This is a genomic window from Bradyrhizobium centrolobii, assembly GCF_001641635.1.
Classification (GTDB): Bacteria; Pseudomonadota; Alphaproteobacteria; order Rhizobiales; family Xanthobacteraceae; genus Bradyrhizobium; species Bradyrhizobium centrolobii.
Genome location: NZ_LUUB01000002.1, coordinates 17,169 through 30,783, shown reverse-complemented (window position 1 = coordinate 30,783; position 13,615 = coordinate 17,169). Strand labels below are relative to the sequence as shown.

The following is a 13,615-nucleotide window of genomic DNA, read 5'->3' as shown; positions in this document are numbered from 1 at the left end:
TGTGGTCGCTGTGCGCGCGTCTTGCTCCTGGCCGGCGAAACTACGGAAACATACGTCGGTACCAATCCCGCCCAAATCGGAACGGGTTTTGCATCGAGAATGCCGTGGGTGCATGAGCCCAGAGCCGCGGAACCGGTCTTTTGCCGCGATCTTGTATAACTATATGTGACAAAGGTTGTTGTTGCCTGAGCGGGCGATGGCGATCATGATGGTGGGGGCCATAGAGGACGCGAATGCCGACTTTTTCCCAAAGCCTTGAACAATCCCTGCATCGTGCACTGGCGATCGCAAACGAACGTCATCACCAATACGCGACGCTCGAACATCTGCTGCTGTCGCTGATCGATGACTCGGATGCGGCTGCCGTTATGCGCGCGTGCAGCGTCGACCTCGACAAGCTGCGCACGAGCCTCGTCAATTATCTTGAGACCGAATTCGAAAACCTGGTGACGGATGGTGCCGACGACGCCAAGCCGACCGCCGGTTTCCAGCGCGTGATTCAGCGTGCGGTGATCCATGTTCAATCCTCCGGCCGTGAAGAGGTGACCGGCGCCAACGTGCTGATCGCGATCTTCGCCGAGCGCGAGAGCCATGCTGCGTATTTCCTGCAGGAGCAGGACATGACGCGCTACGACGCGGTCAATTACATCAGCCACGGCATCGCCAAGCGGCCGGGCGTCTCGGAGGCGCGCCCCGTTCGCGGCGTCGACGAGGAGACCGAGACCAAGGGCAACGAGGACTCCAAGAAGAAGGGCGAGGCGCTCGAGACCTATTGCGTCAACCTCAACAAGAAGGCGCGTGACGGCAAGATCGATCCGGTGATCGGACGCAATTCCGAGATCAACCGCGCGATCCAGGTGCTGTGCCGCCGGCAGAAGAACAACCCGCTGTTCGTCGGCGAGGCCGGTGTCGGCAAGACCGCGATCGCGGAAGGTCTCGCCAAGCGCATCGTCGACAGCGAGGTGCCGGAAGTCCTGGCGGCCGCCACCGTGTTTTCGCTCGACATGGGTACGCTGCTCGCGGGCACGCGCTATCGCGGCGACTTCGAAGAGCGCCTGAAGCAGGTGCTCAAGGAGCTCGAGGCGCATCCCAACGCCATCCTGTTCATCGACGAGATCCACACGGTGATCGGTGCGGGTGCGACGTCGGGCGGCGCGATGGACGCGTCGAACCTGCTCAAGCCTGCGCTTGCCTCGGGCACCATCCGCTGCATGGGCTCGACGACCTACAAGGAATACCGCCAGCACTTCGAGAAGGACCGCGCGCTGGTGCGGCGCTTCCAGAAGATCGACATCAACGAGCCGACGGTCGAGGACGCGATCGCGATCCTCAAGGGTCTCAAGCCCTATTTCGAGGATTACCACCGGCTGAAGTACACCAATGAGGCGATCGAGGCCGCCGTTCAGCTCTCTTCACGCTACATCCACGACCGCAAGTTGCCGGACAAGGCGATCGACGTGATCGACGAATCCGGCGCGGCGCAGATGCTGGTCGCCGAGAACAAGCGCAAGAAGACCATCGGCATCAAGGAGATTGAGACCACGATCGCCTCGATGGCGCGGATCCCGCCGAAGAGCGTGTCGAAGGACGACGCCGAGGTGCTCAAGCATCTCGAGCAGACCCTGAAGCGCGTGGTGTTCGGCCAGGACAAGGCGATCGAGTCGCTCTCCGCTTCGATCAAGCTGGCGCGTGCCGGCCTGCGCGAGCCGGAGAAGCCGATCGGCTGCTACCTGTTCTCGGGTCCGACCGGTGTCGGCAAGACCGAGGTGGCAAAGCAGCTTGCCTCCAGCCTCGGCGTTGAGCTCCTGCGCTTCGACATGTCCGAATACATGGAGCGACACACCGTGTCGCGCCTGATCGGCGCGCCTCCCGGCTATGTCGGCTTCGACCAGGGCGGCCTGCTGACCGACGGCGTCGACCAGCACCCGCATTGCGTGGTGCTGCTCGACGAAATCGAGAAAGCGCATCCCGATCTCTACAACGTGCTGCTCCAGATCATGGACCACGGCCGGCTCACCGATCACAACGGCAAGCAGGTCAACTTCCGCAACGTGATCCTGATCATGACCACGAATGCGGGTGCGTCAGATCTCGCCAAGCAGGCGTTCGGCTTCACCCGCTCCAAGCGGGAAGGCGACGACCACGAGGCGATCAACCGGCAGTTCGCGCCGGAATTCCGCAACCGCCTGGATGCGATCATCTCCTTCGGCCATCTCCCGGTCGAGGTGATCGGCATGGTCGTGGAGAAGTTCGTGCTCCAGCTCGAAGCGCAGCTCGGCGACCGCGATGTCACGATCGAGCTGTCCGAGGAGGCCAAGGCCTGGCTGATCAAGCACGGGTATGACGAGCAGATGGGCGCGCGGCCGATGGCCCGCGTGATCCAGGAGCACATCAAGAAGCCGCTGGCCGACGAGGTGCTGTTCGGCAAGCTGAAGGGCGGTGGCCACGTCCGCGTCGTCCTCGTCAAGGACGAGGCCGACGAGACCAAGGACAAGATCGGCTTCGAATTCGTCGAGGGCCCGGTCACGCCGAAGCAGGAGAAGCTGCCCGGCACCCGCAAGCGTCCGCCAGGCAAGTCCAAGCCGGGCGGCCCCGGCGGCTCCAAGGGGCCGACCTCCAAGGGGCCGCTGGTCAAGGTCTGACCGAAAGCCACATGAATTGAAAAGGCCGGCCTAAGAAGCCGGCCTTTTCGTTGCGGCATCTAGGTAGCCGTCGAGCCTTGTATGCCCGCGCCGGGCGCCGGCGGCTGCCCCGGCTTCCACGCCGAGTGGCGGGTCATCCGCGAAGCTGAATTGCCGCACGGACCAGCTCGGCATTGTCTGGGGCTACAGTATCGTTCGGCAGGTGAATTCCGTCCTCGAAGCCAATTCTGGTCGAAAGATTGAGGCGCCAAGCCTCGCGAACGCAAGGCCAAACGCTGCCGCCATCTCCGACGTAGGTACTCCGCGATGCGCAGACTTTAACAATCCACCGTTCAGGCAGGCTTGCAGCATTTTCGTTCTCAGGGCTCTGACATCTTCTCTGGGTTAGATCTCGCGGCGTCTCGATTTCAATGACGATAGTGCAGCGGGCCAAATCAATACGGCCGTGGCCGCGCGTCAATCAGTGCACACGCTAATCGCCCTTCATCCGTTGCCCGTCCTGCACCCGCACGTGCTCCGCGCCTCGGGCGCCGGCGGGCGACAGCCTCAGCATGCTGAGCAGCGCGCCGCAGAGGGCGAAGCCGACCGCGGTGAGCAGCGCGATGCGCGTGCCTTCCTGCGGGTAGCGGCCGAGGAACAGCGCGACCAGAGCCGCGCCCGTGGTCTGGCCGAGGAGGCGCGCGGTCCCGAGCATGCCGCTGGCGCCGCCCGAACGTTCGCGCGGAGCGGCTGCGATCATGGTGCGGTTGTTGGGCGTCTGGAACAAGCCGAAGCCGAGGCCTGCGAGCGCCATCCGCCAGATCACGTCGAGCTGCGGAGGCGCAGCGGGCAAGAAGGCGAGCGCGCCGAGGCCGCAGGCGAACAGCGCAAGCCCGATGCCGCCGAGCAGGCCGGCCGGGTAGTGCTCGACGAGGCGGCCGGCGAGCGGCGCGGCAAAGGCCACCGCGATCGGCCAGGGCGTGATGAGCAGGCCGATATGCACGGCTGAATAGCCGAAGCGGCTCTGGAGGTAGAAGGGGATCGCGACGAAGGCCAGCATCTGTCCGCAGAAGGAGGCGATTGAGGTCGCAATCGACAGCGCGAAGACCGGGATGCGCAAGAGATCGACCGGCAGCAGCGGCGAGGTCATATGGGTCTCGCGGTAGACGAGCAGCGCGCCCGCTACCAGGGCGACGGCGAACTGGATGAGCCAGATCACGGGCGCCTCGCGATGGCCGACGCTGTCGATCGCGGCGATGCCGACGCCGAACGTGATCGCGCTGAGCCCGGCGCTCGGCCAATCGAAGGAACGGCTCGCCGGCCTGGTATGGGGCAGGCTGCGCAGGCCCAAGGCCAGCGTCAGCGCGCCGAGCGGGATGTTAATGGCGAACAGCCAGGGCCAGCTTCCCACCGCGAGGATACCAGCGGCGAGCGTCGGCCCGGCTGCGGCGGAGAAGGCGACCACGAGCGCGTTGAGCCCGATGCCGCGACCGAGCAGGCTGCGCGGATAGGTGAAGCGCACCAGCGCCGCATTCACGCTCATGATGCCGGCCGCGCCAAAGCCCTGGACGATGCGCGCCACCGTCAGCAGTGGAAGCGTGTGCGACAGCGCGCAGAATGCGGAGGCGAGGGTGAACAGCGCCAGCCCGACCAGATAGACGCGGCGATAGCCGGCGATCTCGCCGAGGGAGGCCAGCGGCAGCAGCGAGATGGTGATGGCGAGCTGGTAGCCGTTCACGATCCAGATCGAGAAGGCCGGGCTCGCATTGAGGTCGGCTGCGATCGTCGGCAGCGCCACATTGGCGATGGCGCCATCGACCACGGACATGGTGATGCCGAGCGCAATGGTCAGGATCGCCTGGTTGCGCTGCGGCTGCGGCAGGCCGTCGGCATGCTCGATCGGGGCAGACGACATGGCGGGAATGAGCTTGATCTGGGTCGTGGTTCATCCCCGGATTAGAAAACCGTCAGATCGATCGCAACCCGGCAGGGCACGGTGAGTTCCTGCCCCGGCGGCAGGCCTCCCGGCGCCGCGAGCATAGGTCAGGATTGCCCTCGCAGGCTCACCGGCGGGAGCAGCGTGCAAGCTGCTCTCGTTCGCGCTTGCTCGGGAATGGCCCTAGTCATGCAGAAGCATGTCGTCGAACGCGGGATCGCTGACATGCAAACTGGCGATGTTCGATGTAGCCTGCGTCTCGATTGTCGTTGCCAACGCGAGAGCGCAGGCGGGCGCGCCATCGTGAGCCTGCCGCGGCAGCAGAACCAGGCTCCAGCCTGCCAAGACCAGCACCGCGAGTCGGATCGCGATCACCGTCAGCAGCATCTCCGATCCGCTTATCGTGGAGTCGGTCTTCATGCGCGCCAGCTTGAGGCACGCCCCTGAACAAGACAATCTGGAATTGCCGAGCCTTGCCTTCGGCCACGACGAAGGCTAAGCGCGATAGCTAGGGATTGTGACCATGCTCGAAGCGCCGCGTCACCCTATGGTGGGCCCGGCGTCATGCCCTGCAATTACCGGAGCGGATTAAGCGGCGCGAGAGGCGTTAGCTCGAAGCTCATGAGATGAGCCTGCCCCAAGGGCAGCTTTTCGAGCATTGCGTGCGCGGCTGCCGCGTCCGTGACGTTCAAGATGAACGCCACGCCGGGCCGTCCTTGAAGCGAGTACCACTGGTCGATCTTGCCATCCAGGTAGAGCTTCACCGTCTCCCGGACTTCGATCGGAAGAATAGCGCGTGCGGCGGCGGGATCGACACCGGGGTTCAGCGTCCCGATCGCGAGGATTTTCGTGGTGGGTGTCGGCGGATTTGCCGATTGCGCATGTGTTTCTCGCTGCAAAAGGCTGCCAGTGCGCTTGCGACGAGTGCGCGCACCTTGCAACGCCGCTGCGAGGCGGTGCTCGGCAAATCGCCGCTTTCCTATTTCCAGGATCTTCGCGTCGAACGCGCCCAATCGCTGCTCCATGGCAGCGGCCTCGACATCGACGCCATCGCCGCAGAGGTCGGTTACGTCGACGGAGCGACGTTGCGAACGCTTCTGCGTGAACGCCTGGGGCGAGGCGTGCGCGAGCTCCGCGCCAACCTGCGCTGATGGCCAAGCGATAGTGCGATCGCGCAACGAGCGGCTAATGCCGCAACTGGCTCTGCCGGAAGCCGCGCGGCGACATGCCAAAATGTTCGCGGAAGACACGGCCGAAATGCGAGAGGTCGTTGAAGCCCCACGCGAAGGCGATCTCGCTGACGTGGCGATGAGCGAGCACAGGTGAGGCAAGGTCGCGCCTGCATTGGGCGAGACGCTCGGCCAGAACGTAGCGCTGGAACGAGGTATCCTCGTCGGCGAGGAGATCGTTGACATAGCGCGGCGAGATACCGAGCGCGGCGGCAGTCTCTGACAGCGAGAGGTCGGGATCGGCGAGACGCGAGCGGATGTGCGCCTTCAACCGGTAGAGCAGGGCCGAGCGGTGGGTCGAGGAGGGCAGCGATGTCTTGCCGAGCCGCTCGCTCAGCGCCATCGCCAGGAGGTCGACGGCCTGCTCGGACAGGACGGCGGCGTTGCCTGGATCGATGCGGTCCGCACTCTGGCACAGTCTGTAGATGAAATCGTAGGCGAGCCGCTCGAGGGGCGCGTTCCCGCCGAACGACATCGCGGTCAGCGCCTCGGTTCTGCCGAGCCGCCGTTGCAGCATCTCCCGCGGCACCTTGAAGATCGTCTGACTGAACGCGTCGTTGAACTTCAGTTCATAGGGGCGCGTGGTGTCGTAGAGCGCGAACTCGCCGGGATGGATCACGGTCTCGCGGCCGTCCTGCACCACGCCGCCGGCGCCACGATCGCCGAGCGCGATCAGGACGAAGTCCTGGTCCGAGCGCGCGATGCGGGAGGGCGTGCGGAAGACGCGCTGGCGGTCGGAGCAGACCTCGGAGCACACGGCCTTGCCGAGCGCGGCCTGCGTCACCGAGCCGTGAAAGGCGCTGCCGAGGTCGGACTTGCAGTCGAGCCCGACGAAGACGTCGCAGACAATGTCCTGCCAGAGGGCGAGGCGCCGGTGGCCGGGGCTGCCGTCCGTCGTGAACTGGATGGGCATGAGCAGGCCTCCCTTTCACACCTCGAAAACCGCATGCCGGCGCTGACCTGTCCGGGGACGCGGCAAATTCCATACCGCCGTTTTGGTCGAATTTTCGTGCCGTGGCGGTCGAGCAGACGCCCTCCGGCCGTGGCCCAATAGACTGCATCGGGCCTGTGCCGCGATCAACCGGAAAGCGGTCCTGTCCCAGTGGACACGATGGAGGCGGGAATGGGCATCGAACATCCGAAATACAGGGTTGCGGTGGTGCAGGCAGCACCCGCCTGGCTCGATCTCGACGCGTCGATCGACAAGTCGATCGCGCTGATCCGGGAGGCGGCCGAGAAGGGCGCGAAGCTGATCGCCTTTCCGGAGGCCTTCATCCCCGGCTACCCCTGGTACATCTGGCTGGACTCGCCGGCCTGGGCGATCGGCCGCGGCTTCGTGCAGCGCTATTTCGACAATTCGCTCGCCTATGACAGTCCGCAGGCCGAGCGGCTGCGCGAGGCAGTGCGCAAGGCCAAGGTGACGGCTGTGCTCGGCCTCTCCGAGCGCGATGGCGGCAGCCTCTATCTCGCGCAATGGCTGATCGGACCCGATGGCGAGACCTTCGCAAAGCGCCGCAAGCTGCGGCCGACCCATGCCGAGCGCACCGTCTACGGCGAGGGCGACGGCAGCGACCTCGCGGTCCACGCCCGGCCCGACATCGGGCGCTTGGGCGCGCTCTGCTGCTGGGAGCATCTCCAGCCGCTGTCGAAATACGCCATGTACGCCCAGAACGAGCAGGTGCATGTCGCGGCGTGGCCGAGCTTCTCGCTCTACGATCCCTTCGCGCCGGCGCTCGGCGCCGAAGTGAACAATGCCGCTTCACGCGTCTATGCGGTAGAGGGCTCCTGCTTCGTGCTCGCGCCTTGCGCGACCGTCTCGCAGGCGATGATCGACGAGCTTTGCGACCGGCCCGACAAGCATGCGCTGCTGCATGCCGGCGGCGGCTTTGCCGCGATCTACGGCCCCGACGGCAGCCAGATCGGTGACAAGCTCGCGCCCGACCAGGAGGGGCTTCTGATCGCCGAGATCGATCTCGGCGCCATTGGCGTTGCCAAGAACGCCGCCGATCCCGCCGGGCATTATTCGCGGCCCGACGTGACGCGGCTCCTGCTCAACACGAAACGGTACAACCGTGTCGAGCAGTTCGCGCTTCCCGTTGACACGGTCGAGCCGACGGAGATCGGCGCAGCGGCGAGCTGATCGCTGCCCGCGCGCAAGACACCACGGGGAGGGCATGAGCATGGAATCCGCAATTCCTCCGCATCTTCAGACGACGCGCTCGCGCCACAAGCGCGTGCCGGACGATTATCAGCCGCCATATCCGTCGTTCGTGGCGCGCTACAAGCCGAACGTCGATCGCGTGGTGATGGCCTATTTCGGCGTGCAGTATCGCGGCGCGGTGCCGCTTGCCGCGACCGAGGCGCTGGCCGAGATCGACCGGCGTCTGGTCGCGGCCGATGCTCCCTCACATCGGGATCGCGCGCATTATGTCGACCAGGCCGGCTATGCCAACGAGGTCTCGGTCGCCTATTGGGACGACGTTGCGCGCTTCGACGCCTGGTTTGAACCGGCGCGCGAGGCGTGGACCGGCACCAGGCGCGAGGGCATCGGCACCTTCATCGAGGTGCTGCGGCCAGCAGTGGCGCGGCACGAGACGCTGTTCTCCTCGCTCGGCCGGCCCGAGGGTGTCGCCGTCATCGCCGATGGTATGAGCGGCGAGGTGCAGGAGCACGCCTATTGGGGCGGCATGCGCGACCGCATTCCGCTGTCGCAAACCGACGCGATGGCGCCCGGCGGCAATCCCGAGCTCGTCCGTGACGGTGCGCGGCTGCGCGTCGTGGCGCACGACAATCTCTGTCTGATCCGTTCGGGGCAGGACTGGAGCGATACCGAGGCATCGGAGCGAAAACTCTATCTCGACGACGTCGAGCCGGTGTTGCGCGAGGGCATGGATTTCCTGCGTGATGACGGGCTCGCCATCGGTTGCTATGTCAACCGCTACATGCGCGTGCTCGGCGCCGACGGCAGCATAAGCGAAAAATCCTACGGCCAAAGCTGGTGGAGGAGCCTCGCCGCGCTGGAGCGCTGGGCGGAATCGCATCCGACCCATGTCAGGATTTTTGGTGCGGCGATGAAATATCTCTCGACACTCGGGCCATCAGCGAAGCTGCGGCTCTATCACGAGGTCACGGTGGCGGCCGCAGATGAACAGTTCTTCGAATACCTGAACTGCCATCCCAAGACGGGCATGCTGGCGGCGGTCGAGACCGTCACCGCTTGAAGCTTGGCGCAGTTGAGGCCAAGTCTCATCTGCTGCTGAGTCCTGTTTACCTCTCCCCAGCGGGGAGAGGTCAGATTGCGCCTGGCGATGTGAAGCATCGTCCAGTGCAATCCGGGTGAGGGGCCATGGCACGCAGTGAGACAGTAACCCCTCACCCGGATCGTATCTGTCGATGCGATCCGACCTCTCCCTATGGGAGAGGTGAATTAAGCTCCTCGGCCCGCAGTGCTCTATGCCACGCAGTGACCGAGCAGCTCGGGATGGGCGGCGCAGATGTGATGCGCGCCGGCGTCCCTGAGCTCGGCCTCGCTGCCGTAACCGTAGAGCACGCCGATCGCGCTCATGCCGTTGGTCCTGGCGCCGACCACGTCGTGGCTGCGGTCGCCGATCATGATCGCGCTGCCAGGATCGACCTTTGCCTCGTCGAGCGCGTAGCGGAGCAGGTCGCGCTTGTCGACCCGCGTGCCGTCGAGCTCGGAGCCGAACACACGCTCGAAATAGGGCCGCAAGCCGAAATGATCGATGATGCGATTGGCGTAGACCGCGGGCTTGCTGGTCGCGACGAACATGCGCGGATGTGCCGCTGCAAGCGTCGCCAGCGTGTCCTTGATGCCGGCATAGGCCTCGTTCTCGAACAGGCCGACTTCGCTGAACCGCTCGCGATAGAGCAGCAGGGCCTGGTCGGCGAGTTCGTCGGTTCCGGTAAGCTTCTTCAGGCTGGCATGCAGCGGCGGACCGATGCACCAGGTCAGCTCATCCTCGCTCGGAACAGACGCGCCGAGCCGTTCCAGCGCGTACTGGATCGAGCGGGTGATCCCCGGCTTGGGATCGGTCAGCGTGCCGTCGAGATCGAAATAGATGGTTTGCATCCGGGCCGAGCCTGCGTTGATACCGACCCGTTGCTAGTTGGATCGGCTTTCAAGTCAAGAGCGGATGCGTCATTGCTGCCGCGCCCATTCGACGATCGCCGCGGCATCCGCGCCGGCCTGCACTTCCCAGCCGGCGATCGCGTTCGTTGCCGCCTTCCGGAGCGCGGCGACAAGGGACGACGACGCCGGCTCGGCGATGCGGACGCCATTGTCGCGCATTCGCGCATAGTTCTCGGATGTGCGATGGGCCAGTAGCGCGAACTGGCTTTGCTCGGTCTCGGCCGCTGCGGCCAGCACCTCCCGCTGCATCGGCTCGGAAAGCTCGGCAAACGCATCGCTGCGCACAAAAGCGATCGAGACCGGCATCGCGTAGTTGATGGCAGTGAAGTAGGGCAGGAAGTCCCACAGCTTGCGCCCTGCGCCGCCGTCGCCGGAGGTGAGGAACGCATTCAGCCGATGTTCTTTGAGTCCGGCGAGCGCCGCGTCCATCGGCAGGAACTGCGCATTCGCGCCGGCCGCGCGCATGACCTCGCTGGAGTTGGCGTCGTAGGCGCGCAAGTTCAGCTTCGGCAGGTCGTCGGCGCCTTCGAGCGAACGCTCCGACCAGAGGCCAGTCGCTGGCCAGATCGTCAGATAGAGCAGCTTGAGGCCGCGTGCCGCGAGCGCCTTCTCATAGAGCGGGCGCGCCCGCAAGTTGGTGGCGCGGGCGACGTCAACCGATTGCGCCAGGAAGGGCAGGGTGGAAAGTCCGAGCACCGGGTCGATCCCGGAGAGCGCGCCGGCAAAGGCATCGCCGCCTGCGATCCGGCCGTCCAGTGCGGCGCGGGGCATCTCGCCCGAGTTGATCTTGAGCTCGTTGTCGAAAGCGTTGGTCACGGTTACGAAACCGTGGCTGCGCTCAGCGATGCGGCTGGCGAAGGTCGTGAGCCCGATCCCGGAAATGTTGTTCTGCGGGTATTCCGTGGTCATCCGCCAGGTGACTTGCGCGGCAGCCGGCGCGACGCTCAGGACGAGCGCGGCCCAGGCGGCGAGGGCGAGGAAGGTGCGGATCCGTTTGATGGGGAAAAGCATTGGGAGGAGCAGACCAGGGAACATATCGGCGACGTCTTTAAGCCATGTCACGATGCAACAGTTTGGCACAGCACCTTGTGGCACGCCGGGCCGGGGCATGCCACCGTAATACTTGCGCCGCGTCGTGGCGGACTGCATTCTTCCCTGGTCGCTCGCTCCAGCCGGCAGCTTTCGGGACCGCGCATGCAGCTTGTCTCCGCCGCGCGCAGGCCCCTGCGCATCATCGCCGCACTGCTCCTGTCGGCAACGCAGGCAGCGGCATGGGATGCATCACCGGCAAGGACCGATATCGCCGTCCCAAGCGTCGAGGAGCTCGCAAGGCCGCCGGATAAGCCGGCCGATGCACGCGAGAGCGACACGCGGGAATCGATCTGCCTGATCATCGAGGCCGCCGCGCGCGACGCCAATTTGCCGCTGGAATTCTTCGCCCGCGTGATCTGGCAGGAGAGCCGTTTCCAGGCCGATGCGGTGGGGCCGGTGACGCGCAGCGGCGAGCGCGCGCAGGGAATCGCGCAGTTCATGCCGGGCACCGCCAGCGAGCGCGGGCTGCTCAATCCCTTCAATCCGGTGCAGGCCCTGCCGAAATCGGCCGAATTCCTCAACGAGCTGCGCAACCAGTTTGGCAATCTTGGTCTCGCGGCTGCTGCCTACAATGCCGGGCCGAGGCGGGTGCAGGAATGGCTCGCCGGCACTGGTCCGATGCCGGAGCAGACTCGCAACTACGTTTACGCCATCACCGGCGCGACGGTCGACGCCTGGGCCAAGGCCGGCGCGACCGGCAAGGGGCCGCCGAATGCGCCGACGACAAGCTGCCGCGATCTGATGGCGCTCCTGAAGCGCGCGCCAAACCCGTTCGTCGCCGAGCTCGAGCAGCATGTGGAGCTTGCGGCCGCAAAAGTCTGGGGCGTGCAGCTCGCTGCCGGCTTCGACCGTAACAGGGCGTTGGCGATGTATTCCCGCGCCGTGACGCACCTCAGCGCCGTGATCGGCGACCGCGATCCGAGCCTGCTGTCGTCCGTGATGCGCAGCCGCGGCACACACGCCTTCTACCAGGTGCGCATCGGCGCCGATACGCGCAGCGAGGCGGACGATCTCTGCAATCGCATCCGCAAAGCCGGCGGCGCGTGTTTCGTGCTGAAGAACCGGGGCGTGAGCGGGTAGGGCGGCTCTCCCCGCCGTCATTCCGGGACGCGCCTCTTCGCGCGAGCCCGGAATCCATTCCTCAACGAACTCTGCGGCCCGATGGATTCCGGGCTCGCCGCTCCGCGGCGCTCCGGAATGACGGGATGGTTTGCCCGCGCGCATGCCAGCCCCGCCTCGCGCTTCCTTGACGTCAGCATCCGCTTTGCCCGTTATGCGGGCACGATTCCTCACCCGGCCAAAACTCCTGTGGCGCTTCCTCCGCTCGATTCTCCTCAATGGCAAAGCCCCTGGCGCGCCTTTGCGTGGGGACTGCGCTCGATCACGCAGACGATCCTCACCATCGTCCTGTTCGTGACCTATCTCGGCATCGGCGCGCTCGCCCATGACACCCATTTCAGCCTGGCCTGGGCGCTCGCCTCGACGCTGTTCGTCTGGGCGGGACCCGCGCAGATCATCCTGATCACCACGCTCGGCTCGGGCGCGACCATCATCCAGTCGGCCATCGCGGTCACGGTCAGCGCGATCCGGCTGTTTCCCATGGTGGTCTCGGTGCTGCCGCTGATGCGCACGCCGCAGACGAAGCGGCGCGAGCTGATTTTCGCTGCGCATCTCACCGCCGTGACGTTGTGGGTCGAATGCCACCGCTTCCTGCCGCAGGTGCCGCGCGAGCGACGGATCGCCTTCGTCCACGGGCTCGGCTTCGGCCTGGTTTCGGTGTGCCTCTGCGCCAACACGGTCGGCTATTTCCTCGCCGCCAATCTGACGCAGACGCTGGGCGGTGCGATCCTGCTGCTGACGCCGCTGTCCTTCCTGTTCTCGACCGCGCGCAACAGCCGCGAGGTCGCCGATGTCGTCGCGCTGGCGCTTGGGATCGTGCTCTATCCCTTGGCGGCGATGATGAACTCTGGTCTCGACATCCTCGTCAGCGGCGTTGCCGCCGGCACGATCGCCTATGGCGTGCATTGGTGGCGCGAGGTGCGTGCATGAGTGTCGCGCAGCTCATCGGCGACTGGCACGCACTCGCCGTGCTGTTCGTCGCTGGCGTTATTCCCAACCAAATATGGCGCATGCTGGGCCTGTGGTTCGGTGGTGGCATCGACGAGGGTTCCGAGCTCCTGGTCTGGGTGAGGGCGGTCGCGACCGCGATTTTGGCCGGCGTCATCGCGCAGATCGTGGTCGAGCCTCCGGGGGCGCTGGCCAGCGTGCCGGACGGCTTGCGTTACGGCGCGGTGGGTGCCGGCCTCGTCGTTTTCCTGCTGACCCGCCGCTCGATTTTTGCAGGCGTCGTCACAGGCGAAGTCTTCATGCTGGTCGGAAAGTGGTGGTTGGGTTAAAACGCTCGCGAACAGCAAGGAACTGAAAATGGTTCGCGAAAATGAGCTCCGCGAGGGCGAGGTGGCCATCGAGCTGCCGCCGACGGAGGATGCCGGCCTCGTCTTCATCGGTCGCATCCGTACGCCCTGGACCTCGCGGCTGGAGACGCCGCGGCAGGGCCGTCACGACGGGCCGGTGTGCCGGCTCGAGA

General features: G+C 65.6%; 14 protein-coding genes and 1 pseudogene. 8 read left to right on the top strand and 7 right to left on the bottom strand.

Features of this window, described 5'->3' with window-relative positions; genetic code table 11:
• Nucleotides 1-233: 233 nt before the first annotated feature.
• Complete coding sequence (clpA, locus tag AYJ54_RS00170; protein ID WP_063695886.1) at nucleotides 234-2,642, top strand: ATP-dependent Clp protease ATP-binding subunit ClpA; 2,409 nt, start codon at nucleotides 234-236, stop codon at nucleotides 2,640-2,642.
• A 133-nt stretch (nucleotides 2,643-2,775) separates the two neighbouring features.
• On the opposite strand, the gene AYJ54_RS48680 is transcribed toward clpA, so the two are convergent.
• The 4 genes from AYJ54_RS48680 to AYJ54_RS00155 all read right to left on the bottom strand — a co-directional run bounded on the left by AYJ54_RS48680 (nucleotide 2,776) and on the right by AYJ54_RS00155 (nucleotide 5,582).
• Nucleotides 2,776-3,075: a 3-keto-5-aminohexanoate cleavage protein gene (locus tag AYJ54_RS48680; protein ID WP_245328826.1), complete on the bottom strand. Its 300-nt coding sequence runs from the start codon at nucleotides 3,073-3,075 to the stop codon at nucleotides 2,776-2,778.
• 39 nt (nucleotides 3,076-3,114) lie between these two features.
• Nucleotides 3,115-4,536: an MFS transporter gene (locus tag AYJ54_RS00165; protein WP_063695885.1), complete on the bottom strand. Its 1,422-nt coding sequence runs from the start codon at nucleotides 4,534-4,536 to the stop codon at nucleotides 3,115-3,117.
• A gap of 204 nt (nucleotides 4,537-4,740) precedes the next feature.
• Complete coding sequence (locus AYJ54_RS00160) at nucleotides 4,741-4,944, bottom strand: hypothetical protein (protein ID WP_245328824.1); 204 nt, start codon at nucleotides 4,942-4,944, stop codon at nucleotides 4,741-4,743.
• Between the two features lie 188 nt (nucleotides 4,945-5,132).
• Nucleotides 5,133-5,582, bottom strand: coding sequence for a hypothetical protein (locus tag AYJ54_RS00155; protein WP_245328823.1), 450 nt, complete (start codon nucleotides 5,580-5,582; stop codon nucleotides 5,133-5,135).
• Between AYJ54_RS00155 and AYJ54_RS00150 the strand changes: the two genes are divergently transcribed.
• A complete protein-coding gene (locus AYJ54_RS00150) occupies nucleotides 5,514-5,708 on the top strand; it encodes a helix-turn-helix domain-containing protein (RefSeq protein ID WP_245328822.1) in 195 nt (64 codons plus the stop codon). The two genes, AYJ54_RS00155 and AYJ54_RS00150, sit on opposite strands and share 69 nt — an antisense overlap.
• A 34-nt stretch (nucleotides 5,709-5,742) precedes the next feature.
• On the opposite strand, the gene AYJ54_RS00145 is transcribed toward AYJ54_RS00150, so the two are convergent.
• A complete protein-coding gene (locus tag AYJ54_RS00145) occupies nucleotides 5,743-6,699 on the bottom strand; it encodes an AraC-like ligand-binding domain-containing protein (RefSeq protein ID WP_063695882.1) in 957 nt (318 codons plus the stop codon).
• Between the two features lie 210 nt (nucleotides 6,700-6,909).
• Here AYJ54_RS00145 and AYJ54_RS00140 point away from each other — a divergent pair, with 210 nt between their 5' ends.
• Both AYJ54_RS00140 and AYJ54_RS00135 read left to right on the top strand, forming a co-directional pair.
• Nucleotides 6,910-7,926, top strand: a complete 1,017-nt coding sequence (locus AYJ54_RS00140) for a carbon-nitrogen hydrolase family protein (protein ID WP_063695923.1) — start codon at nucleotides 6,910-6,912, stop codon at nucleotides 7,924-7,926.
• Nucleotides 7,927-7,966: 40 nt separating this feature from the next.
• On the top strand, nucleotides 7,967-9,007 hold the full coding sequence (locus tag AYJ54_RS00135; RefSeq protein ID WP_063695922.1) for a phenylacetaldoxime dehydratase family protein: 1,041 nt from the start codon (nucleotides 7,967-7,969) through the stop codon (nucleotides 9,005-9,007).
• Nucleotides 9,008-9,237: 230 nt separating this feature from the next.
• On the opposite strand, the gene AYJ54_RS00130 is transcribed toward AYJ54_RS00135, so the two are convergent.
• Together AYJ54_RS00130 and AYJ54_RS00125 are read right to left on the bottom strand one after the other, a co-directional pair.
• On the bottom strand, nucleotides 9,238-9,876 hold the full coding sequence (locus AYJ54_RS00130) for an HAD family hydrolase (RefSeq protein ID WP_063695881.1): 639 nt from the start codon (nucleotides 9,874-9,876) through the stop codon (nucleotides 9,238-9,240).
• Nucleotides 9,877-9,945: 69 nt separating this feature from the next.
• Nucleotides 9,946-10,971 (bottom strand): TRAP transporter substrate-binding protein, encoded by a 1,026-nt coding sequence (locus AYJ54_RS00125; RefSeq protein WP_063695880.1) that lies wholly within the window; start codon nucleotides 10,969-10,971, stop codon nucleotides 9,946-9,948.
• A 159-nt stretch (nucleotides 10,972-11,130) separates the two neighbouring features.
• On the opposite strand from AYJ54_RS00125, the gene AYJ54_RS00120 reads away from it, so the two are divergent.
• From AYJ54_RS00120 to AYJ54_RS51770, 4 genes and pseudogenes are all read left to right on the top strand, one after another.
• On the top strand, nucleotides 11,131-12,108 hold the full coding sequence (locus AYJ54_RS00120; protein WP_063695879.1) for a lytic transglycosylase domain-containing protein: 978 nt from the start codon (nucleotides 11,131-11,133) through the stop codon (nucleotides 12,106-12,108).
• Between the two features lie 228 nt (nucleotides 12,109-12,336).
• Nucleotides 12,337-13,077: an AzlC family ABC transporter permease gene (locus tag AYJ54_RS00115; RefSeq protein WP_063695921.1), complete on the top strand. Its 741-nt coding sequence runs from the start codon at nucleotides 12,337-12,339 to the stop codon at nucleotides 13,075-13,077.
• On the top strand, nucleotides 13,074-13,424 hold the full coding sequence (locus AYJ54_RS00110) for an AzlD domain-containing protein (protein ID WP_063695878.1): 351 nt from the start codon (nucleotides 13,074-13,076) through the stop codon (nucleotides 13,422-13,424). The genes AYJ54_RS00115 and AYJ54_RS00110 overlap by 4 nt, the downstream gene beginning before the upstream one ends.
• Nucleotides 13,425-13,452: 28 nt before the next feature.
• A pseudogene (locus AYJ54_RS51770) lies at nucleotides 13,453-13,615 on the top strand (tRNA (N6-threonylcarbamoyladenosine(37)-N6)-methyltransferase TrmO); the annotation flags it as partial.

What these genes read in the sequence shown, in the direction of transcription:
- AYJ54_RS00160 (WP_245328824.1), bottom strand. Translation starts at nt 4,944, where the DNA reads ATGCTGCTGACGGTGATCGCGATCCGACTCGCGGTGCTGGTCTTGGCA.
- AYJ54_RS00140 (WP_063695923.1), top strand. Translation starts at nt 6,910, where the DNA reads ATGGGCATCGAACATCCGAAATACAGGGTTGCGGTGGTGCAGGCAGCA.
- clpA (WP_063695886.1), top strand. Translation starts at nt 234, where the DNA reads ATGCCGACTTTTTCCCAAAGCCTTGAACAATCCCTGCATCGTGCACTG.
- AYJ54_RS00165 (WP_063695885.1), bottom strand. Translation starts at nt 4,536, where the DNA reads ATGTCGTCTGCCCCGATCGAGCATGCCGACGGCCTGCCGCAGCCGCAG.
- AYJ54_RS00155 (WP_245328823.1), bottom strand. Translation starts at nt 5,582, where the DNA reads ATGGAGCAGCGATTGGGCGCGTTCGACGCGAAGATCCTGGAAATAGGA.
- AYJ54_RS00130 (WP_063695881.1), bottom strand. Translation starts at nt 9,876, where the DNA reads ATGCAAACCATCTATTTCGATCTCGACGGCACGCTGACCGATCCCAAG.
- AYJ54_RS00120 (WP_063695879.1), top strand. Translation starts at nt 11,131, where the DNA reads ATGCAGCTTGTCTCCGCCGCGCGCAGGCCCCTGCGCATCATCGCCGCA.
- AYJ54_RS00110 (WP_063695878.1), top strand. Translation starts at nt 13,074, where the DNA reads ATGAGTGTCGCGCAGCTCATCGGCGACTGGCACGCACTCGCCGTGCTG.
- AYJ54_RS00135 (WP_063695922.1), top strand. Translation starts at nt 7,967, where the DNA reads ATGGAATCCGCAATTCCTCCGCATCTTCAGACGACGCGCTCGCGCCAC.
- AYJ54_RS00145 (WP_063695882.1), bottom strand. Translation starts at nt 6,699, where the DNA reads ATGCCCATCCAGTTCACGACGGACGGCAGCCCCGGCCACCGGCGCCTC.
- AYJ54_RS00125 (WP_063695880.1), bottom strand. Translation starts at nt 10,971, where the DNA reads ATGTTCCCTGGTCTGCTCCTCCCAATGCTTTTCCCCATCAAACGGATC.